The organism is Brevundimonas sp. Root1423 (assembly GCF_001426805.1).
In genome coordinates this window covers 1-26,700 of the sequence record NZ_LMFL01000002.1, presented here as the reverse complement: position 1 = coordinate 26,700, position 26,700 = coordinate 1, and the positions used below count along the sequence as shown (strand labels likewise).

Annotated in this window: 31 protein-coding genes and 1 pseudogene; 16 read left to right on the top strand and 16 right to left on the bottom strand. The window is 70.2% G+C overall.

The annotated features are described in order from the left end of the window. The first annotated feature begins 3 nt into the window (after positions 1–3). Together ASD25_RS02570 and ASD25_RS02565 are read left to right on the top strand one after the other, a co-directional pair. A complete protein-coding gene (locus ASD25_RS02570; RefSeq protein WP_055826480.1) occupies positions 4–639 on the top strand; it encodes an alpha-ketoglutarate-dependent dioxygenase AlkB in 636 nt (211 codons plus the stop codon). Between the two features lie 56 nt (positions 640–695). Beyond that, the gene (locus tag ASD25_RS02565; protein WP_055826483.1) at positions 696–1,601 is read left to right on the top strand and encodes a dienelactone hydrolase family protein; all 906 of its coding nucleotides are present in this window, start codon (positions 696–698) and stop codon (positions 1,599–1,601) included. Here the strand turns inward: ASD25_RS02565 and grpE are convergent. Further along, positions 1,598–2,179: a nucleotide exchange factor GrpE gene (gene grpE / locus ASD25_RS02560; RefSeq protein ID WP_369816542.1), complete on the bottom strand. Its 582-nt coding sequence runs from the start codon at positions 2,177–2,179 to the stop codon at positions 1,598–1,600. The two genes, ASD25_RS02565 and grpE, sit on opposite strands and share 4 nt — an antisense overlap. 47 nt (positions 2,180–2,226) lie before the next feature. Continuing rightward, a complete protein-coding gene (hrcA, locus tag ASD25_RS02555) occupies positions 2,227–3,285 on the bottom strand; it encodes a heat-inducible transcriptional repressor HrcA (RefSeq protein ID WP_156376939.1) in 1,059 nt (352 codons plus the stop codon). A gap of 99 nt (positions 3,286–3,384) precedes the next feature. Here hrcA and rph point away from each other — a divergent pair, with 99 nt between their 5' ends. From rph to ASD25_RS02525, 6 genes are all read left to right on the top strand, one after another. Beyond that, positions 3,385–4,101, top strand: coding sequence for a ribonuclease PH (gene rph, locus ASD25_RS02550; RefSeq protein ID WP_055826493.1), 717 nt, complete (start codon positions 3,385–3,387; stop codon positions 4,099–4,101). A 68-nt stretch (positions 4,102–4,169) separates the two neighbouring features. Further along, positions 4,170–4,535 (top strand): hypothetical protein, encoded by a 366-nt coding sequence (locus ASD25_RS02545; protein ID WP_055826495.1) that lies wholly within the window; start codon positions 4,170–4,172, stop codon positions 4,533–4,535. A gap of 56 nt (positions 4,536–4,591) precedes the next feature. After that, a complete protein-coding gene (locus tag ASD25_RS02540; protein ID WP_055826498.1) occupies positions 4,592–5,734 on the top strand; it encodes an acyltransferase in 1,143 nt (380 codons plus the stop codon). 38 nt (positions 5,735–5,772) lie between these two features. Continuing rightward, entirely contained in the window at positions 5,773–6,294 is a 522-nt protein-coding gene (locus ASD25_RS02535) for a CHAP domain-containing protein (protein WP_235562574.1), read from the top strand. Positions 6,295–6,321: 27 nt separating this feature from the next. Beyond that, positions 6,322–7,278, top strand: coding sequence for a magnesium transporter CorA family protein (locus ASD25_RS02530; protein ID WP_055826502.1), 957 nt, complete (start codon positions 6,322–6,324; stop codon positions 7,276–7,278). 62 nt (positions 7,279–7,340) lie between these two features. Beyond that, positions 7,341–7,814, top strand: a complete 474-nt coding sequence (locus ASD25_RS02525) for a COG3650 family protein (protein WP_055826505.1) — start codon at positions 7,341–7,343, stop codon at positions 7,812–7,814. Here ASD25_RS02525 and mmcB read toward each other — a convergent pair. From mmcB to hslV, 5 genes are all read right to left on the bottom strand, one after another. Continuing rightward, positions 7,799–8,257: a DNA repair putative endonuclease MmcB gene (gene mmcB, locus ASD25_RS02520; protein WP_055826507.1), complete on the bottom strand. Its 459-nt coding sequence runs from the start codon at positions 8,255–8,257 to the stop codon at positions 7,799–7,801. The genes ASD25_RS02525 and mmcB overlap by 16 nt on opposite strands. A gap of 52 nt (positions 8,258–8,309) precedes the next feature. Beyond that, positions 8,310–8,837: a lipocalin family protein gene (locus ASD25_RS02515; RefSeq protein ID WP_055826510.1), complete on the bottom strand. Its 528-nt coding sequence runs from the start codon at positions 8,835–8,837 to the stop codon at positions 8,310–8,312. A gap of 63 nt (positions 8,838–8,900) precedes the next feature. Next, complete coding sequence (gene hslU, locus ASD25_RS02510) at positions 8,901–10,202, bottom strand: ATP-dependent protease ATPase subunit HslU (RefSeq protein WP_055826511.1); 1,302 nt, start codon at positions 10,200–10,202, stop codon at positions 8,901–8,903. A gap of 19 nt (positions 10,203–10,221) precedes the next feature. Next, complete coding sequence (locus ASD25_RS02505) at positions 10,222–11,136, bottom strand: DUF4440 domain-containing protein (RefSeq protein ID WP_055826514.1); 915 nt, start codon at positions 11,134–11,136, stop codon at positions 10,222–10,224. A 65-nt stretch (positions 11,137–11,201) separates the two neighbouring features. Beyond that, complete coding sequence (hslV, locus tag ASD25_RS02500) at positions 11,202–11,759, bottom strand: ATP-dependent protease subunit HslV (protein WP_055826519.1); 558 nt, start codon at positions 11,757–11,759, stop codon at positions 11,202–11,204. Positions 11,760–11,901: 142 nt separating this feature from the next. Between hslV and ASD25_RS02495 the strand changes: the two genes are divergently transcribed. Both ASD25_RS02495 and ASD25_RS02490 read left to right on the top strand, forming a co-directional pair. Further along, entirely contained in the window at positions 11,902–12,291 is a 390-nt protein-coding gene (locus ASD25_RS02495) for a BLUF domain-containing protein (protein WP_055826522.1), read from the top strand. A 60-nt stretch (positions 12,292–12,351) separates the two neighbouring features. Beyond that, entirely contained in the window at positions 12,352–13,086 is a 735-nt protein-coding gene (locus ASD25_RS02490) for a molybdopterin-synthase adenylyltransferase MoeB (protein WP_055826525.1), read from the top strand. A 13-nt stretch (positions 13,087–13,099) separates the two neighbouring features. On the opposite strand, the gene ASD25_RS02485 is transcribed toward ASD25_RS02490, so the two are convergent. Together ASD25_RS02485 and ASD25_RS02480 are read right to left on the bottom strand one after the other, a co-directional pair. Then, entirely contained in the window at positions 13,100–15,121 is a 2,022-nt protein-coding gene (locus ASD25_RS02485; RefSeq protein ID WP_055826528.1) for a S9 family peptidase, read from the bottom strand. A 73-nt stretch (positions 15,122–15,194) separates the two neighbouring features. Continuing rightward, complete coding sequence (locus tag ASD25_RS02480) at positions 15,195–16,181, bottom strand: D-glycerate dehydrogenase (protein WP_055826530.1); 987 nt, start codon at positions 16,179–16,181, stop codon at positions 15,195–15,197. Positions 16,182–16,202: 21 nt separating this feature from the next. Between ASD25_RS02480 and ASD25_RS02475 the strand changes: the two genes are divergently transcribed. The 3 genes from ASD25_RS02475 (at position 16,203) to fabB (ending at position 18,687) form a co-directional block, all read left to right on the top strand. Beyond that, positions 16,203–16,769: an SH3 domain-containing protein gene (locus ASD25_RS02475; protein ID WP_235562573.1), complete on the top strand. Its 567-nt coding sequence runs from the start codon at positions 16,203–16,205 to the stop codon at positions 16,767–16,769. A 94-nt stretch (positions 16,770–16,863) separates the two neighbouring features. Then, positions 16,864–17,397: a 3-hydroxyacyl-[acyl-carrier-protein] dehydratase FabA gene (fabA, locus tag ASD25_RS02470; protein WP_055826536.1), complete on the top strand. Its 534-nt coding sequence runs from the start codon at positions 16,864–16,866 to the stop codon at positions 17,395–17,397. A 60-nt stretch (positions 17,398–17,457) separates the two neighbouring features. After that, complete coding sequence (gene fabB / locus ASD25_RS02465) at positions 17,458–18,687, top strand: beta-ketoacyl-ACP synthase I (RefSeq protein ID WP_055826539.1); 1,230 nt, start codon at positions 17,458–17,460, stop codon at positions 18,685–18,687. Positions 18,688–18,696: 9 nt separating this feature from the next. On the opposite strand, the gene ASD25_RS02460 is transcribed toward fabB, so the two are convergent. Further along, on the bottom strand, positions 18,697–19,215 hold the full coding sequence (locus tag ASD25_RS02460) for a hypothetical protein (protein ID WP_055826541.1): 519 nt from the start codon (positions 19,213–19,215) through the stop codon (positions 18,697–18,699). 49 nt (positions 19,216–19,264) lie between these two features. On the opposite strand from ASD25_RS02460, the gene ASD25_RS02455 reads away from it, so the two are divergent. After that, positions 19,265–20,539 carry a sodium:proton antiporter gene (locus ASD25_RS02455; protein WP_055826544.1) on the top strand — a complete coding sequence of 425 codons (1,275 nt, stop codon included), beginning with the start codon at positions 19,265–19,267 and terminating at the stop codon, positions 20,537–20,539. Positions 20,540–20,543: 4 nt separating this feature from the next. On the opposite strand, the gene ASD25_RS02450 is transcribed toward ASD25_RS02455, so the two are convergent. Next, a complete protein-coding gene (locus ASD25_RS02450) occupies positions 20,544–22,625 on the bottom strand; it encodes a DNA/RNA non-specific endonuclease (protein WP_055826548.1) in 2,082 nt (693 codons plus the stop codon). Between the two features lie 193 nt (positions 22,626–22,818). On the opposite strand from ASD25_RS02450, the gene ASD25_RS02445 reads away from it, so the two are divergent. Further along, positions 22,819–23,745 carry an enoyl-ACP reductase gene (locus ASD25_RS02445; RefSeq protein WP_162252053.1) on the top strand — a complete coding sequence of 309 codons (927 nt, stop codon included), beginning with the start codon at positions 22,819–22,821 and terminating at the stop codon, positions 23,743–23,745. Between the two features lie 127 nt (positions 23,746–23,872). Here the strand turns inward: ASD25_RS02445 and ASD25_RS02440 are convergent, their stop codons facing one another. Beyond that, positions 23,873–24,082 carry a KTSC domain-containing protein gene (locus tag ASD25_RS02440; protein ID WP_055826551.1) on the bottom strand — a complete coding sequence of 70 codons (210 nt, stop codon included), beginning with the start codon at positions 24,080–24,082 and terminating at the stop codon, positions 23,873–23,875. Between the two features lie 128 nt (positions 24,083–24,210). Here ASD25_RS02440 and ASD25_RS29075 point away from each other — a divergent pair, with 128 nt between their 5' ends. After that, the gene (locus tag ASD25_RS29075; protein WP_082559977.1) at positions 24,211–24,387 is read left to right on the top strand and encodes a YegP family protein; all 177 of its coding nucleotides are present in this window, start codon (positions 24,211–24,213) and stop codon (positions 24,385–24,387) included. 41 nt (positions 24,388–24,428) lie between these two features. On the opposite strand, the gene ASD25_RS02435 is transcribed toward ASD25_RS29075, so the two are convergent. The 4 genes and pseudogenes from ASD25_RS02435 to ASD25_RS02420 form a co-directional block, all read right to left on the bottom strand. Then, positions 24,429–24,806, bottom strand: coding sequence for a DUF3597 domain-containing protein (locus ASD25_RS02435; RefSeq protein WP_055826554.1), 378 nt, complete (start codon positions 24,804–24,806; stop codon positions 24,429–24,431). Positions 24,807–24,860: 54 nt separating this feature from the next. Next, positions 24,861–25,265 (bottom strand): ribosome maturation factor RimM, encoded by a 405-nt coding sequence (rimM, locus tag ASD25_RS02430; protein WP_082572168.1) that lies wholly within the window; start codon positions 25,263–25,265, stop codon positions 24,861–24,863. Positions 25,266–25,397: 132 nt separating this feature from the next. Next, complete coding sequence (gene rpsP, locus ASD25_RS02425) at positions 25,398–26,006, bottom strand: 30S ribosomal protein S16 (RefSeq protein WP_056614938.1); 609 nt, start codon at positions 26,004–26,006, stop codon at positions 25,398–25,400. 24 nt (positions 26,007–26,030) lie between these two features. Then, positions 26,031–26,700, bottom strand: a pseudogene (locus ASD25_RS02420) (hypothetical protein); the annotation flags it as partial.

Here is a 26,700-nt window from a genome sequence, read left to right as displayed (position 1 = left end):
CGTATGTCCGCGCGCCCTGAGATCGATACGGGAATGGAGGGCTTCCGGTTCTGGCCGGGAGCCCTTTCCGCGTCGGAGCAGGCCGGCTTGCTGGCGGAGGTGCTGGCGGGGGAGGCGCAGGCGCCCTTTTACCGGCCGGTGACGCCGGGCGGCCGCCCCTTCTCGGTGCAGATGACCAGTCTGGGGCCGCTGGGCTGGGTGTCGGACCGGGCCGGATACCGATACCAGCCGACGCATCCGGTGACGGGCGCGGCCTGGCCGCCGATTCCCCCGCTTCTGCTGGACCTGTGGCGCGATCTGACGGGCGAGGTCCGGCCGCCGGACGCCTGTCTGGTCAACCTGTACCGCGACGGCGCCAAGATGGGCCTGCATCAGGACCGCGACGAGGCCGACCGCACCGCGCCGGTGCTGTCGGTGTCGCTGGGCGACACGGCTGTGTTCCGGATCGGGCCGGCGGGCGGCGGGCCGACGACAACGATCCGGCTGGCGTCAGGAGACGTCTGCGCCCTGACCGGCCCGGCGCGGCTGGCGCGCCACGGGATCGACCGGGTGATCGCCGGCTCGTCCAGCCTGGCGCCGGGCGGCGGCCGCCTGAACCTGACCCTGCGTCGCGCCGCTCCAGCTTCACAGCAATCGTGAATGGACGCCCCGCGGGCTCCGGGCCAAGGTTCGCTCCCCGAAGCCGGAGGCCTCCGATGACGAACCTGATCCGCCCCGAGGGCCCCGAGGCCGACGATTTCCGCTTCAGCCGCCGGGCGCTGGCCACCGGCGTCGTGGGGGGCCTGGCCTTCGCCGGCTACGCCCCCGCCGCCCTGGCGCGTCAGGCGGCGCCGATCACCACCAGCGACGACAACCTGACCATCGAGCAGACCACCTATCCGGCGCCCGACGGTTTCGCCCTGCCGGCCTATATCGCCCGGCCGACCGGCGACGGGCCGTATCCGGTGGTGGTGGTGGTGTCGGAGATCTTCGGCGTCCACGAATACATCCGCGACGTCTGCCGCCGGCTGGCCCGGGCGGGCTACGCCGCCATCGCGCCCGCCTTCTTCGTGCGGACCGAGGACCCGGCGCCGCTGTCGGACATGGCGCGCATCCAGCAGATCGTGGCGGCCGCCAGCTATGAACAGGTCATGGGCGACATCGCCGCCACCCTGGACTGGGCCAGTTCGCAGCTCTGGGCCAATGCCGACAAGGTCGGCATCACCGGCTGGTGCTGGGGCGGCAAGGTGGTGTGGCAGGCGGCGGCGCGCTTCGCCGCCATCGACGCCGGGGTGGCGTGGTACGGCCGCCTGGCGCCCGCGGCCAATGCGACGCCGGAGCAGGCGGCCGGCGGCCGGCCCTGGCCCGTCGACCTGGCCGACGACCTGAAGGCGCCCGTGCTGGGCCTCTACGGCGAGGCGGATCGGGGCATTCCGCTGGACAGCGTCGAGGCCATGCGATCGGCCCTGCAGCGGGCGGGCCAGACGGACAGCCGGATCGACGTCTATCCGGCCGCGCCGCACGGCTTCCACGCCGACTATCGCGACAGCTATCGCGCCGCGGATGCCGCGGACGGGTGGAGCAAGCTGCTGGCCCTGTTCGAGGCGCGGCTGAAGACCTAGGCCTTGCCGTCGAAATTGCCGCCGGTCGCGCCGGCCGCGACATAGGCGGCGTTTCCGGCCGCGGCGCCGGAGCCCTTGGCCGCGACCACCACCATGGCCGGGCGCACGGTGCGGCCGAACAGGGCATAGCCGGCCTGAAGCGTCTGGATCACCTGGCCGCCCTGAACACTGTCGGAGGGCTGTTCCATCATGGCCTGATGCAGGTGGGGATCGAAGGCCTCGCCCGGCTCCGGGGCGACGCGCTTGAGGTTGTTGGCCTCGAACGCCTGCAGCAGGGACTTCTGGGTCAGCTCCAGCCCCGTGACCAGACCGGCCTCGCCGGCGTCGGCGTCCCTGGGCGCGGCCGCAAGGGCGCGCTCCAGATTGTCGGCCACGCCCAGCAGGTCGCGGGCGAAGCGCTGGATGGCGTAGGCGCGGGCGTCGTTGGACTGGGTCTCGGCGCGCTTCCTGGTGTTCTCGGCCTCGGCGACGGCGCGCAGGGCGCGGTCCTTCCACTGGTCGCGCTCGGCGATCAGGGCGTCGATGGGGCCGAGGCCGTCATCCAGACCCGCTTCGGCGTCAGCCTCGGCCTCCGCGATGTCGGCGGCCAGCTCCTCGGAGTGGGGGAAGTCGTCGTGTGTGTCGCTCAAGTCTCTTGTCCGTCCAGCATTCGCCCCAGCACCCGGGCGGTGTAGTCCACCAACGGTATGATGCGGGCATAGTTCAGTCGCGCGGGTCCGATCACGCCGATGGCGCCCAGGACCCGCTGTCGGCCCGTCATATAGGGCGCCGCGATCACGGCGGAACCCGAAAGTGAAAACAGCCGCGTTTCCGCGCCGATGAAGATTCTCACCCCCTGGGCCGTGGACACTCCGTCCAGCAGGCCGATCAGCTGTTCCTTCTGCTCCAGATCGTCGAACAGGATGCGGACCTTTTCCAGATCCTCGGCGGTCTCGCGGTCGTGCAGCAGATTGGCCCGGCCGCGCACGATCAGGGACCGTTCGCGCTCGGCCCCGCCGGACCAGGCGGCCATGCCGTCCTCGACCAGACGGGCGGCCGCGGCGTTCAGCTCGCGGCGGGCGGCGTCCAGTTCGGTGCGCATCTCGGTGCGCGCCTCGTGCAGGGGACGGCCCTTGAGGCGGGCGTTGAGGAAGTTGGAGGCCTCGGTCAGGGTCGAGGGCGTGACGCCGGCCTTGAGCGGCATCAGCCGGTTCTCGACCGAGCCGTCGTCCCCGACCAGCACGGCCAGGGCCTGATCGTGGCCCAGGGCGACGAATTCGACGTGCTTGACCCCGGCCTCGCGGATCGGGCTGGCGACGATGCTGGCGCCCCCGGCGAGGCCGGACAGCAGGCTGGAGGCCTCGTTCAGCGCCTCCTCGAAACTGCGCCCGCGACCGGCGAGGCGGGCGTCGATCTCGCGGCGCTCGTCCGCGCCGATGTCGCCGATCTCCAGCAGGCCGTCGACGAACAGGCGCAGGCCGGCGTGGGTCGGGATGCGGCCCGCCGAGGTGTGGGGCGCGCCCAGCAGGCCCGCCAGGGTCAGATCCTGCATGGTGTTGCGGATCGAGGCCGGCGACAGGGCCACCCCGGTCATCGACAGGGTGCGCGATCCGACCGGGTCGCCGGTCTCCAGATAGGTCTCGACGATGCGGCGGAAGATGTCGCGGGCGCGTTGGTCCAGACCGGTCAGGCTGCCGGTCTCCATCGCCGTCGATGTCAGCAGGGTCGGCTTCATGTCTTGGCGGGGGACAGGGTCACGGTTTCAGGATAAGCACCCCCGCTCCCGCTTCCAAGGAATACCGTCATGCGCCCGTCCGAACGCACGCCCGAACAGCTCCGCGCCGTCACGCTGGAGACCGGCGTGAACCGCTACGCCGAGGGTTCCTGCCTGGTCACCTTCGGCCATACGAAGGTTCTGGTGACGGCCTCGGTCGAGGAGAACGTCCCCGGCTGGATGCGCGGCAAGGGCGCGGGCTGGGTCACGGCGGAATACGGCATGCTGCCCCGCGCCACCCACACGCGCGGCCGGCGCGAGGCCGCCAGCGGCAAGCAGACCGGCCGGACGCAGGAGATCCAGCGGCTGATCGGCCGCTCGCTGCGCGCCGTGGTCGACCTGAAACTGCTGGGCGAGCGGCAGGTGGTGCTGGACTGCGACGTCATCCAGGCCGACGGCGGCACGCGCACCGCGGCCATCACCGGGGCCTGGGTCGCCATGGCCTCGGCCTTCGACTATCTGCGCGCCGAGGGCGTGCTGAAGACCGATCCCATCCTCGACCAGGTCGCCGCCGTCTCGTGCGGCGTCTGCAACGACCTGCCGGTGCTGGACCTTGATTATGAGGAGGATTCGACGGCCGAGGCGGATTCCAACTTCGTCCTGACCGGCGCGGGCGCGATCGTCGAGATCCAGGCCACGGGCGAGAAGCGCGGCTTCTCGCGCGCGGAGTTCGACCGGCTTTTCCAGCTGGCCGAAGGCGGTTGCGCCGACCTGTTCGCCATGCAGCGAGCCGCCCTGGGCCGCTGAGCCCGGCCTTTCACGCGGGGGCGAAGCGTGCCTATGCTGCCCCCTCTCGCGACTGATCGGATTGCCTGATGCGCCGGACCGTTCTCGCCCTTGCGACCCTCGCCCTTCTGATCGGCGGCTGCCAGCAACCCGCCGCGACGCCGGAGGCTGAACCCGCCGCCGTCGACGCAGCCCCGCCCGAAATGCCCGCCGACGCGCCGCCGCAGGAAGAGGTCCCGGTCCAGACCGCCGCGACCGGCGAGCCGGGCTCCTGTCTGGCCGAGGTCGGCGCCGAGGTCTCCGCCCGGCTGGTCCAGCGCTGCATCGCTGTCAGCCCCGCGACCCATCCGCCCTGCAACGCCGCCAATCCCTGCGCCATGATCCAGGGCGAGATCGACCGGTCCTGCGAGATGTACGCGCCGGGCGAGGCGAAGCCGGCGGAATGCGCGGCCTGAGGCGTCTCGCCGGGGCTTAATCGTTTTCAAACGCTGCTCTGGCAGTCTGGCGGGCCATGACGCCTGTCCAGATCCCGCCTGACCTGCGTGCCCTCACGGGCCTGCGCTTCCTCGCCGCCCTCTGGGTGGTGCTCTATACGGCGTGGCCGCATCTGGACGTGAGCTGGGTCCCGGTGGCCGTGACGAAGGGGTATCTGGGCGTCGAGGTCTTCTTCGTCCTGTCGGGCTTCATCCTCAGCCACGTCTATCTCGAGGCGGCCGGGCGAAAGCACTATTCATACGGCGGCTTCCTGTGGGCGCGGATCGCGCGGGTCTATCCGCTGCATCTGGTCACCCTGTTCGGCATGGTCGCCCTGGGGATCGCGGGCACGGCGGCGGGCCTGAGCATCGACGGCAGCCTGACCGACTGGCGCGCCCTGCCGGCCCATCTGACCATGACCCACGCCTGGGGCCTGGCCCCGACCTCGGCCTTCAACCATCCGTCCTGGTCGATCTCGGCGGAGTGGTTCGCCTATCTGACCTTCCCCGCCTACGCCTTCGTGGCCTGGCGGATGCGCGAGCGGCCGGTGCTGGCCGTTCTGGGCGCCGTCGCGCTGGCGCTGGCGATCTACGCCGCCTTCCAGCCGTTCGCGGGCTTTTCCCTGACCGAAGCGACCTTCCGCTGGGGGGCGCTGAGGATCGTGCCCTGTTTCGCCCTCGGCTGCGCCCTCTACCTCGTCCATCGCCGCGCCCCGATCCCCTATGCGGGTCCGGTCGCCCTGATCAGCGGGGCCGCCATCCTGGCCAGCGCCTCGCTGGGGCTGTGGGACCCGGTCACCGTGCTGCTGGCGGGGGGGCTGATTCTCGGCCTCGGCTCGCTGGACAACGCCCGCGCGGGCCCGATGGGCTCGAAGGCCGGGGTGTATCTCGGCGAGATCAGCTATTCGATATACATGGTCTGCGCGCCCGTGCTGCTGGTCATGACCAATGTCGCCGCGCGGGTGACCGGGGCGGACGACAAGCGGTTTCACATCATTGTGTGGCTGGCGATCGTCGCGGCCATCCCGGTCGCGGCCATGGCGACCTATCACCTCGTCGAACGCCCGGCCCGCAAGGCTTTGAGGGGGTTGGTCGACAAGCGCCGGACGCGCCAAAGTGCGACAAAACCGCACACGGATTCGCCTGAAAGGGTTCTTCAACCCTCGAAAACTATCGTCTAAGGCTTGGTCATCGGACGTCGGGGACACACGCCAGCATGATGAAACGGCTCACAGCCGCTGCGGTTGCAGCGACCCTCGGATTTTCTGCGCTGGGCTATGCGCCCGTTGCGAAGGCCGATGAGCCATACTGGCAGTGCGTGACCTTCGCCCGTATGTTTTCGGGCATCAACATCTTCGGCGACGCCCTCACCTGGTGGCGCCAGGCCCAGGGCAAGTTCCGCACCGGCGGCCGGCCCGAGACCGGCGCCGTTCTGGCCTTCCAGCCCAGCGGCCGGATGAGCCGGGGCCATGTGGCCGTCGTCTCCGACATTCTGACCGACCGCGTCATCCGCGTGACCCACGCCAACTGGGGCGGCAGCCGCGGCCGCGTCGAGGAAAACGTCACCGTCGTCGACGTTTCGCCGTCGGGTGATTGGAGCGCGGTCAAGGTCTGGTACAACCCGATTCATGATCTGGGCACCTCCGTCTATCCGACCTACGGCTTCATCTACAAAGCCCCGGCGCAGACCGTCGAGGGCGTGCTCATGGCTTCGGCCGACGCCCCTTCGGGCCAGCCCTGACCTGAACCTTCTCGCCCGTCGTCCGGCATGATCCGCGTCTGGTGCGCGGGGCGGTCCGCCTGTGAGCCGCCCGTCGATCCGGCGAGCTGGGTGCTGCCGCCCGACGCCGTCTGGATCGACATGGTCAAGCCCAGCCGCGAGGAAGACGCCGCCGTGGAAAAGGCGCTGGGCCTGTCCATTCCCACCCGCGAGGAGATGGCCGAGCTGGAGGCGTCCAGCCGCGTCTATCGCGAGAACGGGGCCACCTACGCCACCGCCGACATCATCATCCACGGGGACGAGGAGATTCCGGGCGTCGAGCCCGTCACCTTCGTGGTCACCGACGGGCCGCTGGTGACCATCCGCTACGTCGACCCCAAGCCCTTCGCCCTGATGGCTGAAAAACTGGCGCGCGAGCCGCGGCTGTGCGCCACGGGACCCGATATCTTCCTGCATCTGATGGAGACCGTGATCGACCGGGTTTCGGACATCCTGTCCGGCACGGTGGTTCGGGTCGAGGGCATCGCCGGCCACGTCTTCTCGGGCGGCAGGACCGTCGGCTTCGAAAAGCTGATCACCAAGCTGGGCCGGGCCCAGATGACGAACGCCCGCATCGAGCAGAGCCTGGCCGGGCTGGCCCGCATCTTCGCCTTCGTCGGCATAGACGAACGGATGGCCACGGACGAAGGTCGCGCCCATCTGCGCTCCCTCGCCCGCGACGCCGAAAGCCTGTCGGCGCACAATCACACGGTCGCGGCCTCGATCAATTTCCAGTTGTCGGCGGCGCTGGGCCTTATCAACATCGAGCAGTCGTCGATCATCAAGATCTTCTCGGTGGCTGCGGTCGCCCTGCTGCCGCCGACCCTGATCGCCTCGATCTACGGCATGAATTTCGATTTCATGCCGGAGTTGTCCAAGCCCTGGGGCTATCCGGCCGCCCTCGCCGCCATGGTCGTGTCGGTCATGCTGCCGCTGGCCTGGTTCAAGCGGAAGGGCTGGCTGTAGTCCGCGGACTTGACCCGCGAGCGCCGCCCGCGCTTGGTGTCCGCCATATCCGGAGACCCCCCATGCGTCTGATCGCCCTCGCCGCCGTATCCGCCCTTGTCCTGTCGGCCTGTTCGCAGGGTGAGGAACCGGCGCCGGCGACGCCGGCCGTCGAGCCGGCGCCGATGCTGGCGGGCGTGGACCTCGGGAAGCCCGTTCGGGCGCTGGGCACCGAGCCCTTCTGGAGCATCGAACTGACCGGGACAGAAGTGGTCTATACGACCCCCGAGCCTCCGGAGCAGAGGGCCCCGCAGCCGAAGCCCGTCGTTCAGGGCACCACGGCGACCTGGGAGACGCAGACCGTTGCCGGAACGGGTCTCGACATCACCCTCGTCGCCACCGAATGTTCCGACGGCATGAGCGATCGCACCTATCCGCTGACCGCCATGGTGCGGATCGGCGAAACCCGGCTGAGCGGTTGCGCGGCGTCCTCCGCGGCCATCATGTCGACGGGCGAGAGCGGGCCGGTGGTCGAAAAGGCTCAGCCCCCCGCATAGTCGCGCAGGGTCCGCATCGCGCCCAGCCGGGCGAAGGCGATGGTCAGGGCCTTGCGGCGCGCCGGCGCCAGCGGTGCCAGGGGGGCGTCGCGCACCACCGCCCCGCCGAAGCCGTCGGCGACGATCAGGCCCGGATGGTCAGGCAGGATGTCCGACGGAAACTCGGGCGCGACGGCGAAATAGAAGGCGTCGCAGAACGGGCCGTACTCGCCCCATTTGCGGTCGACGCGATAGTCGTCGAGCCCGGACTTGACCTCGCAGATGACGATGTCGCCGCGCGGTCCGAGGGCCATGACGTCGGCGCGGCGACCGTTGGGCAGGCCCACCTCCAGCAAGGGCGCATAGCCGAGGTCGATCATCAGCCGCGCGGCGCCCCGCGTCACCGACAGGGTCGTTTCAGGGCGGCTGAAGACCAGTTCGATGGACACGGCGGCGGCGGGCATGCCCGACTTATGTTCCGCTTGTGTTCCGATTTCAAGCGAGAGGTGCGCCGGTTCAGCGGCCGGTGTGGACCACGTTCGCCGTGTCGAGGCCAAGGGCCCGGGCGCGGGCGACCAGACGCGCCCGTTCGGCTTCGGACGGGCTCTGGCTGCGATGCCAGACCCACCAGTCGGACTTGTTCGGCAGGGCCAGGATGGCCCAGCTGTAGTCGGGCGCGTGGTCCTGGACCCAGTAATTCTGCCCGGCCAGACCGCCGACGCCGAGCAGGCCGGTCAGGGTGAAGCGGAAGCGGGCGTTGGTCCCGGGATCGGTGACGCGGGCGTTGGCGCGCAGGGTCTCCACGGCGCCGTCGGCCCGACGCGTGCAGGTGACGACGACGCCGTAGCGGCTGGCCCGGGCCTGCGGGTTGAAATCGATCTGGGCGCGGCGGCAGTCCTTCTGCACGTCGTTGGGACTGCGCGCGATCTCGAACCAGCGGCCGTCGAACTGGTCGAGGTTCACGACGCGCGCCTGGGCGGCGACGGGCGCCGGGATCGAGCAGAGGGCGGCGGCGGCGACAAGGGCCGTGCGGATCGGGGTCATGGAGCGTCCTTCGCGTGATCGTCGCGCGGAGATACGGTCCGGAGCCCCCCAGGGTTGCCGCGCCTAGAGGATGAACCGGCTCAGGTCGGCGTCGCGGGCCAGGTCGCCGACGAGGTCGCGCACCTTCGGCCCGTCGAAGGCCACGGTCTGGCCGGCCAGGTCGGACGCCCTGAAGCTGGTTTCCTCCAGCACCCGCTCGATCACCGTCACCAGACGCCGCGCGCCGATGTTCTCGACCGCCCCGTTGGCCGCCACGGCCGCGTCCGCCATGGCCTCGACCGCGTCGGGGGTGAAGGTCAGGGTCACGTTCTCGGTGGCCAGCAAAGCCTGGTTCTGGCGGATCAGATTGGCCTCGGGCTCGGTCAGGATGCGGACGAAGTCGTCGCGGGTCAGGGCCTTCAATTCGACGCGGATCGGCAGCCGGCCCTGAAGCTCGGGCAGCAGGTCCGACGGCTTGGCGACGTGGAAGGCGCCCGAGGCGATGAACAGCACATGGTCCGACTTCACCGGCCCGTACTTGGTCGAGACGGTGGTGCCCTCGATCAGCGGCAGCAGGTCGCGCTGCACGCCCTCGCGCGACACGTCGCCGCCCGAGCGGTCGGACCGGCCGGCCACCTTGTCGATCTCGTCGATGAAGACGATGCCCTCGTTCTCGGCCAGAAGCAGGGCCTCCGTGATCAGGCTTTCCTGGTCCAGCAGCCTGTCGCTCTCCTCGGCGACCAGGGGCGCGACGGCGTCGCGCACGACGAGCTTGGCCGTCTTCGTCCGGCCGCCGCCCAGCTTGCCCAGCATTTCCGACAGATTGATCATGCCGACATTGCCGCCGCCGGGCAGGTCGAGCCCCTGGAGCGGCGAGGCCGTGTCGGCCAGGGTGACCTCGATCTCCTTGTCGTCCAGTTCGCCGGCCCGGAGTTTCTTGCGGAAGCTCTCGCGCGTGGCCGGCTGCGATCCGGGACCGACGAGGGCGTCGAGGATGCGCTCCTCCGCCGCGCCTTCGGCCTTGGCCTTGACGCCCGTACGCCGCTTGTCGCGGACCATGACCAGGGCGGCCTCGACGAGGTCGCGCATGATCTGGTCGACGTCGCGACCGACATAGCCGACCTCGGTGAATTTGGTCGCCTCGACCTTGAGGGAGGGCGAGCCCGCCAGCCGGGCCAGACGCCGGGCGATCTCGGTCTTGCCGACGCCGGTGGGGCCGATCATCAGGATGTTCTTGGGCGTCACCTCGTCGCGCAGCTCGTCGGGTACGCGCTTGCGCCGCCAGCGGTTGCGCAGGGCCACGGCGACGGCGCGCTTGGCGGCGTCCTGACCGACGATGAAGCGGTCGAGTTCGGAGACGATTTCGCGGGGAGAGAGGTCGGTCATGAAAGGCAGATAGGGCGGCTCAACCTCCGGCGGGAGGGGGCGGCGGCGAAGACGGCGGCGGCGGGGCCGGGATCAGCTGGGCCAGGACGATCTTCCATCCGCCCTCCTGGCGCTGCCACAGCCGCACATAGTGGCCGGTCCGGTCCTGGCCGTCCCGCGCCCAGGCGGCGGGGCCGTAGGTCCAGACCAGGTCGCCGTACTGCGACTGTCCGCCGCCTTCGGTCGGGCCGAACCGGAACGTGGCGGGCCAGTCGGACAGCGCCTCGGCGAAGGCCTCCCGGCCGATCGCGGGCGGCCGGGGCGCGACATAAAGCCGTCCATTGTCAGCCATGGCCGCCAGATGGGCGGCCTTCTGGTCGGTCGCGGCGGCCCGGGCCAGCTCGGCCTCCCGCGCCCTGACCGCCGTCATCGCCCGGTCGGGCGGCAGGGGCGGCGGCGGGCGGTCCAGCGATTCGACCACCTGCAGCAGCTCCGGGCCGGGCGGCAGGATCACCGGCTCGCTGTCCGGTCCCGGGACCTCGGCGGCGCTGGCCCCCGATCCGCCGTCGTAGACCCACTTCCACGACCCGTCCGGCTGCTTCTTCCAGATGGTGAAATAGTGCCCGGTCCGCCGGCCGTTCACGGCCACGCCGCCGGTGGTGAAGCCCATATCCCCCGACCGGGCGATCCCGGCGAAATTCGGCCACCACTCCAGCAGGGGTTCGTCCGCGGGCCGGGGTCCGTCGGGATAGACCTCGCCGATCCGCTGCACGGTTCCGCCGGCGATCAGAATGGCGTCGGGGACGGACCATTTGTTGAAACTGCCGGCGATCCCCATCGAGGGCGCGTCGGCCGCGAAGGCCCGCTCCGCGGCGACGATCGGCGCCGCGTCAGGCGTCTGGGCGAGGGCGGGCGTGACGGCCAGCACGGCCGCGGTGAAGACGAAAGCGCGCATGAGACATCCTCCCCCCGCATTGGCGGCCAGAACCGAAGCCCTGTCCCGTTAATTTCCCGACAGGCTCAGTCCAGCGTCTCGACGGTCAGATTGCCGTTGGTGTAGACGCAGATGTCCGCCGCGATCGCCATGGCCCGCCGCGCGATCTGTTCCGCATCCAGTTCGGTATGATCGATCAGGGCGCGGGCCGCGGACAGGGCGAAATTGCCGCCCGATCCGACAGCGGCCACCCCGTGCTCGGGCTCCAGCACGTCGCCCACGCCGGTGACGGTGAAGATGGAGGTCTTGTCCGCCACCAGCAGCATCGCCTCGAGCCGGCGCAGATAGCGGTCGGTGCGCCAGTCCTTGGCCAGGTCGACGCAGGCGCGGGCCAGCTGGTCGGGATATTGCTCCAGCTTGGCTTCCAGCCGCTCGATCAGGGTGAAGGCGTCGGCCGTCGCCCCGGCAAAGCCGGCCAGCACCTTTCCATCGGCGAGGACGCGGACCTTGCGCGCCGCGCCCTTGACGATGGTCGGGCCCATGGAGACCTGGCCGTCGCCCGCGATCACGGTGCGACCGTCCTTGCGCACCGCCAGGATGGTGGTGCCGTGCCAGTCGGGGAAGGGGGATGTGTTGTCAGCCATCCACTTCAGATGGCGACCGAAATGCGGCGCGACAAGCGGGAAACGTCGAAAATACAATGGCCGCGCCCGGCCATAATATCACCAATGTAACCTGTTACATTGACAAACTATACCCCATAATTTGCCATGAACCGGAGGCTCCGTGCTCCATCGCGTCATTTATGCCAGCGAAGCGGTCGGCGCGACGGGCGTATCAACCCTGTCCATCGCCCAGATTCTGGGCCATGCGGACCGCAACAACCGGCGGGACCACATCACCAGCTGCGTGATGTTCCATCAGGGCCATATCCTGCAGGCGATCGAGGGCGGGCGGAGCGATGTCGACCGGCTGATGCGTCGTCTGCTGGTCGACCCCCGCCACTCGGGCCTGCGGATACTCATCGACACGCCTATCACGTCGCGAGCCCTGACCGACCCCATGGCGTTGTGCGGCGAGCCTGAGGCCCTCCTCGACAGGCTGGGCCTGCCCTGCCTGTCGAGCCTCACCGCGCGCGAGGCCCAGGCGATGCTCGAGTATCGCACGGCGGCGTGACGCCGAGCTCGTGACGCCAACCCGCGTGACGTCCGGCCGATCACGGCCTAACGGAGAGCGGTGAGCTTTTCCGACGATGAAATCGAACGCTATGCCCGCCACCTGGTCCTGTCCGAGGTGGGCGGGCCGGGCCAGCAGCGGCTGAAGGCCGCCCGCGTCGCCGTCGTCGGCATGGGCGGGGTCGGCGGGCCGGCCGCCCTGTATCTGGCCGCGGCCGGCGTCGGGACCCTGCGGCTGATCGACGACGACGTCGTCGCCCTGTCCAACCTGCAACGCCAGGTCCAGTTCGATACGGCCGACCTGGGGCGGACCAAGGTCGGGGCCGGGGCGGCGGCCCTGGCCGCCCTCAACCCCCATGTCGGCATCGAACCGGTCGCCGAACGCCTGACCCCGGGGAATGCGGCCCGGCTGGTCGCCGGCTGCGACGCGGTCATCGACGGGACCGACGACTTCGACGCGCGCTTCGCCGTCAACGCCGCCTGCATGGCGGCCCGGATCCCGCTGGTTTCGGGAGCCCTCGGGCGCTGGAGCGGCCAGGTCGCGGTCTTCTCCGGCCGGCCCTGCTACTGCTGTCTCGTCCCCGCCGCTCCGCCCGACGCCGAGACCTGCGCCCGCGTCGGCGTGGTCGGGGCCGTGGCCGGGGTGGTCGGGGCGATGGCGGCGCTGGAGGCGATCAAGATCGTCGCCGGCGCGGGCGAGGCCCTGGCCGGGCGGTTGCTGGTCTATGACGGCCTGGCCGGAACCGCGCGCACGGTGCGGATCGCCGCCGACCCCGCCTGTCCGGTGTGCGGCTGACGCCGCCGCCGCTTCAGGCGAAGACCCGGCGCAACAGGGCGATGCAGCGCTCCATCATCTCCTGCTCGACCTCCTCCTCCCAGCCGCCATGGCCGACGTCGGGGATCTCGCGATAGTCGACGGACTTGCCGGCGGCCTGCAGGGCGTCCTTCATTCGCCGCGACTGGAACACCGGCACGGTGGCGTCGTCGACGCCGTGGACGAGCAGCACGGGGCAGGCGACCTCGCCGGCCCGGCGGCGCGGCGAGGCCTGGGCCAGGCGCGCGGCGTCGGCCTGCGGCTGGCCGATCCGCTTGGTCCAGAACTCATAGGCCTCCTTGCCCGGCGAATCGTCGCGCCGCGCGACGTGTTCCAGCATATCCGGCAGGTCGAAGACGCCGGCGATCCCGATCGCCGCCTTGTAGAGCTCAGGGCGCCGCACGGCCCCCATCAGGGCCGCATAGCCGCCGTAGCTGGAGCCCATGATGGCCACCCGGTCGGCGTCCAGCCCTTTGACCGCCACCACCTGGGCGATGGCGTCCTCGACGTCCTCCTGCATCCGCTCGCCCCAGCGGCCCCAGCCCTGGCTGGCGAAGCCCAAGCCGTAGCCCCCGGAGCCGCGGAAATTGGGCTGCAGCACCCACCAGCCCTGGGCGGCCAGGACTTGCCCCTGCCGGTCCCAGCCCAGGGTGTCGCGCAGTTCCGGCCCGCCGTGGGCCAGAACCACCAGCGGTCCGGGCGCCGCGCCGGGCGGGGCCGTCAGATAGGCGGTGATGCTCGCCCCGTCGCGGGTCGCGACGGTCACCGCCTCGGCCGGGCCGAGGCGCTCCGCGGTCAGCGCCGTGCGCTGCGCCAGGTTGACGTAGCTGCGCGCGCCGCGGTCGTAGAGGTACCAGGCGCCGGGTTCGCGCGGGCCCGTCACATAGGTGACGAACCGGTTGAGGGCGACATCCGCATCGACCAGTTCGACGTTGCATTCATTGTTGAAGAACCGGTTCATGGCCCGGTGGTGGGCGGCCAGCTCGGGTACGGCGAAGTCGTATTCGAGCCGATCCTTCCAGAAGGCGGCGCCGAGATAGCGGCCCCGGTCGTCCAGCACCGCGCCGGACACGTCGGCGCCCGGCCGGGACGCCAGCGGGGCGCCGAATTCGAAGGTCCGCAGATCGAGTTCGCGGATCGATTCGACGTCCTCCCCCTCCTGCCGCGCCGAAACCAGCACCACTCCGGGCCGGTCGGTCTGGGTGATCCATGCGAAGTCCGGCGCCTCCTCGACGCGGACGCGGCGCAGCATCCGCCAGTCCCGCTCTCCCGGCGCCCGGCCGTGCAGGGTGATCACCGTGCCGCTGAGGTTGATGTCGTACCGGATCACCGGCACGCCGTCCTGGGTCTCCCAGTGGAAGGTGTCGTTGTCGCCGCGCTCGACCTCCTCGGCGGAGCCGGTGCGGACATCGACCCGGTACAGGGCGATCACGCCGAGGCTGGTGCTCGAGGCCATCAGCACATGGTCCGGATCGTCGGGCAGCAGGTCGACCACCACGCCGAGCTCGCGCGCCCGGCGCATCCGCTGACGGTCGTCGCCGAACAGGGCCACGGCCCCGCCCGTCGCGGGGTCGATCGACAGCATCCGGCGCGACACCACCTCGACGCCGGCGGCGGAGATGAACGAACTGGCCGACCGGTTGTCGCGCCCGGTCCGGGTGGTCAGCTTGATCCCGACCAGCACCCGGTCGTTGTTGGCCCATTCCATGGTTTCGCACTCGACGTCGCCCAGCGGCGAGCGGATCGCCGGCCGGGCCGGATCGGCCGCCTCGACCAGGTCGAGCACGGTGCGCCGCTCGCCGCCCTCGCGCAGCTCGCGGATGATGGCGATGCGTTCGCCGTTGGGCGACAGGGCGACCCCGCGGGTCGCCGAGGGCGTGAAGAAGTCGGCCAGGGCGTGCGGCCGCGCCTGCCGGGCGGCCGCGGGCGCCGCCGCCGTCGTCAGCGCCAGGCCGCCGGCCCCGGCCAGAAGTCCGCGGCGCGAAAGCGCCAGCCGCGTCGCCGCGGAACTGCCCATTATCATCATGCGCCCCCGATACTTCCCCGCGGTCTATCAACCCAAGGTTCGCCCTGCCGTCAAGCTTCGGGAATCACAGCATGGCCGGAATGACGCGGTCGGCCGGACGGTGGCCGTTGCGGAAGGTCAGGATGTTGGCGATGACCCGGTCGCCCATGTCCTGACGCGCCTCGAGGGTCGCGGATCCGAGGTGGGGCAGCAGCACGACATTGGCGTGATTCAGCAGGCCCGGATGGATGGCCGGCTCGTGCTCATAGACGTCCAGCCCGACGCCGGCGATCGCGCGGCGCGCGACGGCGTCGGCGAGGGCCGCCTCGTCGATCAGCTCGCCGCGGGCGGTGTTGATCAGGATGGCGTGGGGTTGAAGCCGGGCCAGCCGGTCGGCCGACAGCAGATGATGGGTGTCCTTCGTCGCTGGGCAATTCAGCGAGATCAGGTCCATCCGCGCCAGCATCTGGTCCAGATCGTCCCAGTATGTCGCCCCCAACTCCTCGGCGATCAGGGCGGGGACGGGTTTGCGGTTGTGATAGTGGACCTGCAGCCCGAACGCCTTTGCGCGGCGGGCCAGGGCCTGACCGATCCGGCCCATGCCGACGATGCCGAGCCGCTTGCCCCACAGTTTGCGCCCGCACATCCAGGTCGGGGTCCAGCCCTCGAAGCCGCCCGCCGCCACCACCTCGGCGCCCTCGACGATGCGCCGGCTGACCGCGAGGATCAGGGCCATGGCCAGGTCGGCCGTGTCCTCGGTCAGGACGCCCGGGGTGTTGGTGACGATGATCCCGCGCGCCACGGCGGCGTCGATGTCGACATGGTCCACGCCCGCGCCGAAGTTCGCGATCATCTTCAGCTGGTCGCCGGCCTTCGAAATCAGGTCGGCGTCGATCACGTCGGTGATGGTGGGGACCAGCACGTCGGCGCGCCGGACGGCCGCCTCCAGCGCCGCGCGGTCCATCGGCCGGTCGGTGAGGTTCAGTTCGGCGTCGAACAGTTCGCGGGCGCGGGTCTCCACCGCGTCCGGAAGGCGTCTGGTTAATACGACCTTAAGCCGGGGCGCGGACATTCGAAGCCTTCGATTTCACGGATGCAGACGGTGTCTAGCAAAGCTCGCTCCCGCCTCCAAAGGCTGGCTGTCCTCGCGGCGGTTCTCGGCGCCGCCATGGTCGGCGGCGCAGGCCAGACCATGCCGGACGGCCGGCCGACGCCCAGCGGCCAGCCGGTGCCGCGCTGGCTGTCGCTGAAGTCCTCCGAGGTCCGGGCCCGCTCCGGACCGGGCCTGGACTACCGCATCCTGTGGGAATATCGCGCCTCGGGCCTGCCGGTGCAGGTCGTCGCCGAGACCACGGAATGGCGCAAGATCTGCGATCCCGAGGGCGCGGTCGCCTGGGTCCACCGCAGCGTGGTATCCAGCCGTCGCAGCGTGCTCAACGCGTCGGATGCCGAGGTGCCGATCCGCGCCGGCCGGTCGGACACGGCGCCCGTGCGGGCCCGCCTCAGCCCCCACGCCCTGGCCTCGATGGACGAATGCGAGGACGGCTGGTGCGAGGTTCGCGTGCGCCGCCTGCGCGGCTGGGTCCGCCAGATGGCGGTGTTCGGCGCCCAGGAGCGGGCCCTGTGCAGCGCATCGCGGCCGGCCGGGCGGGGCCGCTAGACGGCTCGTTCCTCCGAAGCGGCGCGCGACAACGTATGTTGAGCCGGCCGCCCGCGTCGTGTAACCCGACGGCAACACCTGCCGGAGGCCGCCGTTGAGCCAGTCACAACATCCGTCGTCGTTCGATTACGAGGCCCTGCTGGCCGCGGGCCGGGGCGACCTGTTCGGTCCCGGCAATGCGAAGCTGCCGGCCCCGCCGATGCTGATGTTCGACCGGATCACGACGATCAACGGCGACGGTGGCGCGCACGGCAAGGGCTATGTCGAGGCCGAGCTGGATATCCATCCGGACCTCTGGTTCTTCCAGTGCCACTTCATCGGCGATCCCGTCATGCCCGGCTGTCTGGGGCTCGACGCCATGTGGCAGCTGGTCGGCTTCTACCTCGGCTGGATCGGCGGACCCGGCAAGGGCCGCGCCCTGGGTGTCGGCGACGTCAAATTCACCGGTCAGGTCACCCCCGACATCAAGAAGGTGGTGTACAAGATCGACCTGAAGCGGGTGATCAATCGCCGGCTGGTCATGGGCATCGCCGACGGCGTGCTCGAGGCGGACGGGGAGGTGATCTACACCTGCCAGGACATGCGCGTCGGGCTTTTCGGCGGCGCGGTTGAACCGGCCGGCGGCTGATCCGCTTCCACTGAAGACCGCGGCGAACGCGGCGACTGAAGACTGACAAGGGAAACAAACATGCGGCGTGTCGTCGTCACCGGCCTGGGTATCGTCTCCTCCATCGGCACGGGTCAGGATGAGGTCGCGGCCTCGCTGCGCGACGCGCGCTCCGGCGTCGTCGCCGCTCCGGACCACATCAAATACGGCTTCCGCTCGCAGGTCTGGGCCCCGCCGGCGCTGGGCGTGACGGCCGAGGACTGGGCCCCGCACGTTGATCGCCGCGCCGCCCGCTTCCTCGCCAACGGCACGGCCTGGGGCCATATCGCCTTCGAGGAGGCGCTGAAGGACTCGGGCATGACCGCGGACGAGATCCAGTCCGACCGCATCGGCGTCATCGTCGGCGAGGGCGGCCCCTCGACCCAGATCATCCTCCAGGCCGCCGCCACCACGGTCGAGAAGACCTCGCCCAAGCGTATCGGGCCGTTCGCCGTGCCCAAGGCCATGGCCTCGGGTCCCTCGGCCGTTCTGGCCACCTGGTTCCAGCTCAAGGGGATCAACTATTCGATCTCCTCGGCCTGCGCGACCAGCGCCCACTGCATCGGCGCGGCCGCGGAACAGATCGCCTGGGGCAAGCAGGACGTGGTCTTCGCCGGCGGCTGCGAGGACATCGACTGGTCGATGTCCAACATGTTCGACGCCATGGGCGCCATGTCGTCCAACTTCAACGAAACGCCGTCGGTCGCCAGCCGCGCCTATGACGTCGCCCGCGACGGCTTCGTCATCGCCGGCGGGGCCGGCATCGTGGTGCTGGAAGAGTATGAGCGAGCGAAGGCGCGCGGCGCGACCATCTACGCCGAGGTCACCGGCTACGGCGCCAATTCGGATGGCTACGACATGGTCGCCCCCTCGGGCGAGGGCGCCGAGCGCTGCATGAAGATCGCGCTCGACATGGCCGGCAATCCGAAGATCGACTACCTCAACCCGCACGGCACCTCGACCCCGGTGGGCGATTCCAAGGAGATGGGCGCGGTGCGCAACGTCTTCGGCGACGACCTGCCGATGATCTCCTCGACCAAGTCGCTGACCGGCCATTCGCTCGGCGCCGCCGGGGCGCAGGAGGCGATCTACTGCCTGCTGATGATGAAGCACGGCTTCGCCGCCGAAAGCGCCCACATCGAGACCCTCGACCCCGAGTTCGAGGGCATGCCGATCCTGCGCAAGCGGCACGACGGCGAACTCAAGCACGTCATGTCCAACAGCTTCGGCTTCGGCGGCACCAACGGGACGCTGATCCTCAGCAAGGTCTGACCGGCGGCTCTACCAGCCGCTCTCGGCGCCCGCGCTGGTGATGCAGCCGGCCGCCGCCGCGCGGGTCTCCATCCGCTTCGGAGATGCGGTGTCGAGGCCGGCGTTCAGGTCGAAGCGAATGGCCTGCCGTTCGGGCGAGGTCGGTCGTGCGCCCGTCCCCACGCAGATCCAGCTTGCGCGCTCCCCCTCGCCGCCGGCGAGGACGACGATCGTGGCGCCCGTCGCCCCTTGTTCGGCCAACTGGCGACTGGCGCAGGTGCGGGTGTCCTGGGCCGAGATGGTGCAGTGCTCGAACTCGGCGAGGTCCAGCCCCGTCGGCAGAATTTCGAACCAGCCGCCGGACGGCCCGCCCGCCGACAGGCTCTGCAGCATGGCGTCGTGCCGGGCCCGCGCCGCAGCGTCGAGATGCGGGGAAGAGGCCAGCAGCACCTTGACCCGCAACGGCGGCGGACCGGCCTGGGCCATGGCGGCTTCCGGCGCCGCAAGACCGCACGCGACGAGGGCGGACAGAAGGATCAAGAGGCGCATCCGAAGACTCCGGTGGGCGTTCCCTGCATTCTGACCGGGTTTTCCGGTTATGAAACCCCCAGAACCTGACCCTTGGGAGCCCGGCCTGACCCTCGACCCCTATATCCTGTTCCTGCTGGGCCTCGGGGCCGCGATCCTGCTGGTGTCCTGGGCGCCGGTCGGGCTCAAGCCCCTGCCGCTCACCCTCGCCATCCTGTGCGTGGTCTTGGGCGTGGTGATCTTCAGTACCGGCCTGCTGTCGTTCAACCCCGACCCGCGCACCTGGGACACGGCCACCGAGCGGCTGACCGAGCTGGTCGTCATCATCAGCCTGATGGGCGCGGGGCTGAAAATCGACCGGCCGCTGGGATGGCGGCGGTGGGCCTCGACCTGGCGGCTGCTGGCCATCGCCATGCCCCTGACCATCGTCGCCGTGGCCTGGCTGGGCCTGGCCGGACTGGGTTTCAGCCTGGCCATGGCCCTGCTGCTGGGAGCCGCCATGGCCCCGACCGATCCGGTGCTGGCCGCCGACGTCCAGGTCGGGCCGCCGCAGTCGGGAGACGAGGACGAGGTGCGCTTCGGCCTGACCTCGGAGGCGGGGCTGAATGACGCCTTGGCCTTCCCGTTCGTGCATCTGGCCATACTGGCGGCGGCCGGAGGTCTCGCCACGAGCGGGGCGCTGACCGACTGGTTCACGGTCAAGGTCGGCTGGAAACTGCTCGCGGGCGCCGGGGTCGGCGTCCTGTGCGGCCTGGTGTTCGGCCGTCTCGTCTTTCGACGCAGCAAGGAGGCCGCCCGGTTCGGCGACGGTCTGGTGGCCCTGGCGGCGACCCTGCTGGCCTATGCGGCGGCCGAGCTGGCGCACGGCTACGGCTTTCTCGCCGTCTTCATCTGCGCCCTGACCCTGCGCGCGCGGGAAAGGGACCACGATTTTCATCAGGAGATGCACGACTTCTCGGACCAGATCGAACGGCTGCTGATGATGCTGCTGCTGGTCCTGTTCGGCGGCGCCCTGGCCAACGGCCTGCTGGCGTCCCTGACATGGATCGACGCCCTGGTCGGGCTGGCGGTGGTCTTCGTGGTCCGGCCCGTCGCCGGCATGATCGCCATGATCGGATCGCGCCAGCCGATGCGCGAGCGGCTGCTGCTGTCCTTCCTCGGCATCCGCGGCGTCGGCTCGGTCTATTATGTCGCCTATGCGCTGAACCACGGCGAGTTCGGCGACAGCGAGCGGCTGTGGGCCGTCGTCGGCTTCATCATCCTGGTCTCGATCCTGGTCCACGGCGTGACGGCGGCCCCGCTGCTGCGGCGGCTGACGCGCCGGCGCGAGGGGGCGGCGGGCTGACGCCTCAGGCGCCCCTGTCGGCCCGCATCACTGCCCGGGGGAACCGGATCAGTCCGATCCGGTCCTGCAGCGTATTCAGCGGGATCATGCGGGCGCGCCACACCGGATCGACCGCGAATTCGAACGCGACCTGGGTCAGGTCCTGTTCCAGCAGGAAGCCGAAGGCCTCCAGCCCGGCCTGCCCGCGCGCGACCACCACCTTCCAGTAGGCGCGCGGGATCCTCACCTGGATCGGCCCGTCGTCATCCACGCCGACGAAGACCGGATCGTCCGCCGCCAGCAGCGGCCCGGCGAACAGCGAATAGCGCTCGACCCGGCCCTGGGCCTCGATCAGGTTTTCCAGCAGGCCCCAGACGCCCCGGCGGTTCGAGCGGTTGAACCCCGCCACCTGGGGCGTGCAGTTGGTGACGTGATAGGTGTCGCCGTTGGCGCGGCGCACCTGGGCGTAGTCCGCGCCCCAGCAGACCTCTTCGCGCCGCACCAGATGGCCCTTGTCGAAGGCCTTGCGGTCCTTGTCGAAGAAGCGGTCCGGCAGCTGGGCGTCGGCCGGCAGGCGGGGATCGAGGAACCAGCGCTCGAAATCGTTCTCGGCCAGGCCGCCCAGGGCGTCGCGGTTGTAGGACCGGGTCGGATCCGGCTCCTTGGCGGCGGGGGAGCCATCGACGTTGGAGGCCGTGAACAGGCACACGCGCCGCGCCCTGTGCATGACCAGCGAGAAATTCTGGTAGGGCACGACCACCCCGCCGTCGTGCATCCGCGCCGCCACGGAGGGGTCCCGCAGCGTCGGCAGGGGGACGGAGAGGCCGAGGAAGCGGGGATCGTAGCCGGTGCGTCCGGGATAGTTCGGGTCGTGCCAGGGCTCGACCACCTTCTCGATCGCGCCGACGCCCGCGCCGGCGGCGAGGGCTGGCCCGGACGTCTGGCCCAGGCTGATGGCGAGGGTCAGGGGCACGGTCAGGACCGCGGCCCCCGCCGGCGCGGCGGCCGACGGGCCGACGGGCGCGCCGCCCACGACAAGGATCGGGCCTGTCGACCGCTCCGTGGCCGGGACCGGAGTTTCGACGCGGCCCTGACAGCAGGCCTCCAGCTCGTCCCGCAGGGCGCCGGCGGGCGCCATCGCCAGGGCCGTGGTCGCGATGCGGCTGGCGCGGACGCCCTCGTTGGCGATCCAGTCGATGTCGGCGTCGTCGTCGTCGTCGGTCGCCGGCCTGCCGTTCTGCAGCAGCCAGCGGCCCTGGGCGTCCTTCCGCGGCACGCCCGAATGGTGCAGGGCGACCACCTGCCAGGAATCGTTGAACACCGGCGCCCCCGACGATCCCGGCGCGGTGTCGGATTCATACGTCAGGTGGTCGGCGGTGATGTCCAGCAGCCGGTTCTCGCGCAGGGCCACCTGTTTGGTCCGGCCGTTGGGGTGCTGGATGATGGTGATGGCCTCGCCGACGTTGATCTTGCCCACCTCGGGGCTGAGCCTCAGCCAGCCGAAGTCCGACAGCCGGGCGTCGCCCTTCAGCGGCCGGGCGCGGACCGCGACCAGGGCCATGTCCAGGGCGGGGTCGACGACGAAAAACCGGCCGGGATCGAAGGCGAAGGTGGTGGTCGGGCGCGGAAACCCCAGCCGATCCAGCTCGCAGTCGAAATCGACCCGCGAGGCAGCGGCCGCGGCCATGTCGGGCAGGACATGCTGGTTGGTCAGCAACAGGTTCGGGGTGATCAGGAAGCCGGTGGCGTCGCCCAGCGCCCGCCCGCCGCCGTCGAGGATGGTGATCCGCCCCACCGGCCGCGCCGCGTCCAGCCCGCGCAGCAGATAGTTGAGGTCGACCAGATCGTCGCTGCCGATGGTCCGCTCCAGCTCGGACAGCGAGGCTTTCCGGCCGCCTTCCTGAAGCTGCAGGGTGCGCAGGGCCTGCCGTTCGGGGGTTTCCAGCTGGCCGGGGACGGTGGCGTCGACCCGCGCCTTCAGAAGATCGACCGCGGCGGCCGCGTTGACCTCGATCGGTCCGGCCCGGTCCGCGCCTGGCGGCGCGACCTCCGCGACGATGCGGGCGCCGGTGGTCGCCACCACCCCCTTCAGACGATCGACCTTCATGCCGTCCTCCTGCCGAAGCGGCACAACCATAACGTCGATTGGCGACCGGGGGAACGCGGGCGGCCCCGCGCACCATCGCGGCTTCCCCCGCGCCGCCGCCGCTGCTACCCCTCCGGCCACACCGAACGGCCCCGACACGAGCGGCCGACGCAAGATGGAGATGCATCCCATGGCCGCTTCCGAAGGCTGGAACATGCCGACCGGCGAACTCATGAAGGGCAAGAAGGGCCTGATCATGGGGGTCGCGAACGCCAACTCCATCGCCTGGGGCATCGCCTCCCAGCTGGCGGCCCAGGGCGCCGAACTGGCCTTCACCTATCTGGGCGAGGGCCTCGAGCGCCGCGTGCGGCCGCTGGCCGAAAGCGTCGGCGCCAAACTGCTGATCCAGGCCGACGTCACCGACGACGCCTCGATGGACGCCGCCTTCGCCGAGCTGGAAAAGGCCTTCGGCACGATCGACTTCGTCATCCATTCGGTGGCCTTCGCCAACAAGGACGAACTCAAGGGCAGCTTCGTAGACAACACCAGCCGCGACAGCTTCCTGCTGGCCATGAACATCTCGGCCTTCAGCTTCGTCGATGTGGCGAAGCGGGCGTCGAAGCTGATGCCCAACGGCGGTTCGCTGGTGACCATGACCTATCTCGGCTCCGAGCGGGCCATCCCCAACTACAACACCATGGGCGTGGCCAAGGCGGCGCTGGAGGCGGCGACCCGCTACATCGCCCGGGACCTGGGCCCGAAGGGCATCCGCTGCAACGCCATCTCGGCGGGGGCCATGCGCACCCTGTCGCTGGCCGGCATCTCGGGCGGCCGCGGCATGATCAGCCAGGGCCGGGCCATGTCGGCGATGAAGGAGGACACCTCGATGGAGGGCGTCGCCGGCGCCGCCCTGTGGCTGTGCTCGGACCTCGGCTTCTCCGCCCTTTCGGGCGGCCGCGGCATGATCAGCCAGGGCCGGGCCATGTCGGCGATGAAGGAGGACACCTCGATGGAGGGCGTCGCCGGCGCCGCCCTGTGGCTGTGCTCGGACCTCGGCTTCTCGACCACGGGCGAGGTCATCCACGTCGACGCCGGCTTCCACATGATGGGCATGGCGGCCGACGAGGAAGCCGCTGGCTGAACCCTTGCCGGATCGGCGCTTTCGGCGCGGATGGCGGTTCAGGCGTTGCAGTTCATGCAGCCGGGGACGACGGCGGTCTTTGCCGGACGGTCAGCATGACTCGGTCCGCCACACCGCCTGCAAGGGCTCAGGGTATCGCGATCGACACCCGCTCGAACGGGTAGCGGTCGCGGATGTCCGAGGCGAAGAACCGGCCTTTCGAGAAGGCGGCGCGGAACGCCGCCTCCACCTCCGGCGGCACGTCGAAATAGTCGTAGACGTCGCCGCTGGTGAAGGTCACGCGCAGGCGGCGGGGCGGTTCGTCGTAGCTGAAACGGCGGATGACGCTGGAGGGCATGGCGGCGAAACGCCCGGCCGGGCCTTCCGGCTCCGATCACGCGCCTGTGTCACGAACCGGGCGTTTCGCGGTTTTCCGCCGATCGCGGTCGTGACAGCGTGGCGTTTCCCCTGACAGGAGATTTCGCCGTGGCCCACAAGTTCGAGATCTACAAGGACAAGGCGGGCGAGTTCCGCGTCCGCTTCAAATACAACGCAGAGACCATCTTCTCGAGCGAGGGCTATTCGTCCAAGGCCTCGGCCCGGAACGCCATCGATTCGATCCAGAAGAACGGGCCGGGGGCTCCGACCGAGGACAACAGCTAGACGGTGCGGCGCGGCCGGGTCGTCCGGCCGCGCGCCCCGTCTCAGTCCCTGAGCGAATCCGGCACCAGGCCGCCGTTCTCGGCCATCTTGCGCCAGACGGCCTTCGACAGGGCGATGTTCTGTTCGGCGCTGCCGTGCGGGCCGGCGTTGACGCCCAGTTCCTCGGCCAGCTCCTTGCGGGCCTCCAGATTCGACTCCAGCCCGAGCAGCTTGAGCAGGTCGACGATCGAGGTGCGCCAGTTGCCGGCTCCCTCACCCTTGAGTTCGGCCATGGAGGCGAGCACCGCCTCGACGTCGACCGGCGCGGCCGCGGTCGGGGCGAAGGTGCCGGGCGTTGTCTGCGGAGCCGGCGCCGAGGTGGGGGTGACCTCGTCGCGGCGACCCCGGATGCGGTTCCAGATGGAACTGAAGATACTCATGCGTTGCGCCTTCCCTTTGAATGAGACGGCGTAACGCGCCGGAACGGCGCCGGTTCAGTCGGGCTCGCGCTCGCCGATCTCGGTCGGCCGGACGGCCAGCAGCCAGCCGTCGGCGATGTGCAGCGCGGGCACGGCTTCTTTCGTGAACGGCAGGTACCAGGTCGGCCCGCCCGCCGCCGGTGCGATCTCCAGCATGTCGTCGGCGCCGAAATTCTGCACCGCGCGAATGGAGCCCAGCACCACGCCCTCGGGATCGCGCGCTTCCAGCCCGACCAGGTCGGCCAGGTAGAATTCGTCCTCGTCCGGCTCGGGCAGACGGTCGCGGTGGATGTAGAGCTTCAGCCCGCGCATCGCGTCGGCCTGTTCCTTGGTGGCGATCTCCTTSGCGCGGCCGACCACGGCGGTCTTCTCGGGCCGGGCCGAGGTCAGGGTCAGGCCGGGCGTGCCGTCGGCGCGCATCAGGGTCAGGCCGGGCGTGCCGTCGGCGCGCNTCCGATCCCGGCCCCATCGTCCTGCTCCACGTCCAACAGCCCCTCATCCGACCGCCTCCGGCGGCCACCTTCTCCCCCGGAGGGGAGAAGGATCACCGGATCAGGCCTCGGTCTTCTCTTCCTCGGTCGCTTCAGCGGCCGGGGCTTCTTCAGCAGCGGCTTCGGCCGGAGCCTCTTCCGCGGCGGCTTCAGCCGGGGCTTCTTCCGTCACTTCAGCGGCCGGAGCCTCTTCAGCAGCSGCTTCGGGCTCGGGGGCCGGAGCGTTCTTGGCGGCTTCAGCGGCGGCCTTGGCYTCTTCCTTGGCGCGGACGGCGGCYTCRGCGGCTTCCACCTTGGCTGCAGCTTCTGCTTCCGCRCGGTCGGCTTCRCGCTGGGCGCGCTCGGCGGCGCGTTCCTGGGCCTTCTTGCCCGGCTGCGCCTTGTTCGGGTTGTTCGACTGGGTCCAYTTGACCTTGCCGGCCARGGCTTCGTCCTGGCTCAGGAAGCGGGCCACGCGGTCGGTCGGCTGGGCGCCCTTGGCGAGCCATTCCGAGATCCGGTCGGTCTTCAGGGTGACGCGCTTCTGCTCGCCGTCGCGCGGCAGCATCGGGTTGTAGGTGCCGACGCGCTCGATGAATTTGCCGTCGCGSGGCGAGTGGCTGTCGGCGACGACRATGTAGTAGTAGGGGCGCTTCTTGGCGCCRCCGCGGGCCAGACGAATCTTMAGCATTTTCAGTCTCTTTCYTTGGTCGTTCTATTTCTTGGGAGGGAAGCCCGGCAGGCCCGGAAGGCCCCCCGGAAGTTGTCCGCCGCCCAGACCCGCGATGCGGTCCTGAAGGGCTTTCAGTTCGTCGGCTGAGGGTTCGGGCATGCGGCCGCCCCCCATCGCCTTCAGTCGCGCCATGTCGGGGCCGCCGCCGAGGCCGCCRCCGCCGAGACCGCCCATCATGGCGGCCATCTGYTTCATGCCCTTGCCGCCGCCGCGCGACATGGACTTSACCATGTCGGCCATCTGGCGGTGCTGTTTCATCATGGCGGCCATCTGCTTCATGCCCTTGCCGCCGCCGCGCGACATGGACTTGACCATGTCGGCCATCTGGCGGTGCTGTTTGAGCAGGCGGTTGATGTCCTGGACCTCGACGCCGGCGCCGGCGGCGACGCGCTTCTTGCGGCTGGCGTTCAGCAGATCGGGCTTCTTGCGCTCGGCCTTGGTCATCGAGGAGATGATGGCTTCCTGGCGCGCAATCATGCGGTCGTCGACACCGCTGTCGGCCATCTGGGCCTTCATCTTGGCCACGCCGTCGGCCATCTGGGCCTTCATCTTGGCCACGCCGTTCTGATCGAGATCGCGGACACGGGTCCGGGCATGACGGCGGACCAGCTCAGCCGCCTGTTCACACCGCTTCCTGATCGGGCGGGAGTTG

Bases quoted from the DNA above. Each gene is read 5' to 3' on its own strand.
- ASD25_RS02570 (WP_055826480.1), top strand. From the start codon at position 4: ATGTCCGCGCGCCCTGAGATCGATACGGGAATGGAGGGCTTCCGGTTC.
- ASD25_RS02565 (WP_055826483.1), top strand. From the start codon at position 696: ATGACGAACCTGATCCGCCCCGAGGGCCCCGAGGCCGACGATTTCCGC.
- hrcA (WP_156376939.1), bottom strand. From the start codon at position 3,285: ATGGAGACCGGCAGCCTGACCGGTCTGGACCAACGCGCCCGCGACATC.
- rph (WP_055826493.1), top strand. From the start codon at position 3,385: ATGCGCCCGTCCGAACGCACGCCCGAACAGCTCCGCGCCGTCACGCTG.
- ASD25_RS02545 (WP_055826495.1), top strand. From the start codon at position 4,170: ATGCGCCGGACCGTTCTCGCCCTTGCGACCCTCGCCCTTCTGATCGGC.
- ASD25_RS02540 (WP_055826498.1), top strand. From the start codon at position 4,592: ATGACGCCTGTCCAGATCCCGCCTGACCTGCGTGCCCTCACGGGCCTG.
- ASD25_RS02535 (WP_235562574.1), top strand. From the start codon at position 5,773: ATGAAACGGCTCACAGCCGCTGCGGTTGCAGCGACCCTCGGATTTTCT.
- ASD25_RS02530 (WP_055826502.1), top strand. From the start codon at position 6,322: ATGATCCGCGTCTGGTGCGCGGGGCGGTCCGCCTGTGAGCCGCCCGTC.
- ASD25_RS02525 (WP_055826505.1), top strand. From the start codon at position 7,341: ATGCGTCTGATCGCCCTCGCCGCCGTATCCGCCCTTGTCCTGTCGGCC.
- mmcB (WP_055826507.1), bottom strand. From the start codon at position 8,257: ATGCCCGCCGCCGCCGTGTCCATCGAACTGGTCTTCAGCCGCCCTGAA.
- ASD25_RS02515 (WP_055826510.1), bottom strand. From the start codon at position 8,837: ATGACCCCGATCCGCACGGCCCTTGTCGCCGCCGCCGCCCTCTGCTCG.
- hslU (WP_055826511.1), bottom strand. From the start codon at position 10,202: ATGACCGACCTCTCTCCCCGCGAAATCGTCTCCGAACTCGACCGCTTC.
- ASD25_RS02505 (WP_055826514.1), bottom strand. From the start codon at position 11,136: ATGCGCGCTTTCGTCTTCACCGCGGCCGTGCTGGCCGTCACGCCCGCC.
- hslV (WP_055826519.1), bottom strand. From the start codon at position 11,759: ATGGCTGACAACACATCCCCCTTCCCCGACTGGCACGGCACCACCATC.
- ASD25_RS02485 (WP_055826528.1), bottom strand. From the start codon at position 15,121: ATGGGCAGTTCCGCGGCGACGCGGCTGGCGCTTTCGCGCCGCGGACTT.
- ASD25_RS02480 (WP_055826530.1), bottom strand. From the start codon at position 16,181: ATGTCCGCGCCCCGGCTTAAGGTCGTATTAACCAGACGCCTTCCGGAC.
- ASD25_RS02475 (WP_235562573.1), top strand. From the start codon at position 16,203: ATGCAGACGGTGTCTAGCAAAGCTCGCTCCCGCCTCCAAAGGCTGGCT.
- fabB (WP_055826539.1), top strand. From the start codon at position 17,458: ATGCGGCGTGTCGTCGTCACCGGCCTGGGTATCGTCTCCTCCATCGGC.
- ASD25_RS02460 (WP_055826541.1), bottom strand. From the start codon at position 19,215: ATGCGCCTCTTGATCCTTCTGTCCGCCCTCGTCGCGTGCGGTCTTGCG.
- ASD25_RS02455 (WP_055826544.1), top strand. From the start codon at position 19,265: ATGAAACCCCCAGAACCTGACCCTTGGGAGCCCGGCCTGACCCTCGAC.
- ASD25_RS02450 (WP_055826548.1), bottom strand. From the start codon at position 22,625: ATGAAGGTCGATCGTCTGAAGGGGGTGGTGGCGACCACCGGCGCCCGC.
- ASD25_RS02445 (WP_162252053.1), top strand. From the start codon at position 22,819: ATGCCGACCGGCGAACTCATGAAGGGCAAGAAGGGCCTGATCATGGGG.
- ASD25_RS02440 (WP_055826551.1), bottom strand. From the start codon at position 24,082: ATGCCCTCCAGCGTCATCCGCCGTTTCAGCTACGACGAACCGCCCCGC.
- ASD25_RS02435 (WP_055826554.1), bottom strand. From the start codon at position 24,806: ATGAGTATCTTCAGTTCCATCTGGAACCGCATCCGGGGTCGCCGCGAC.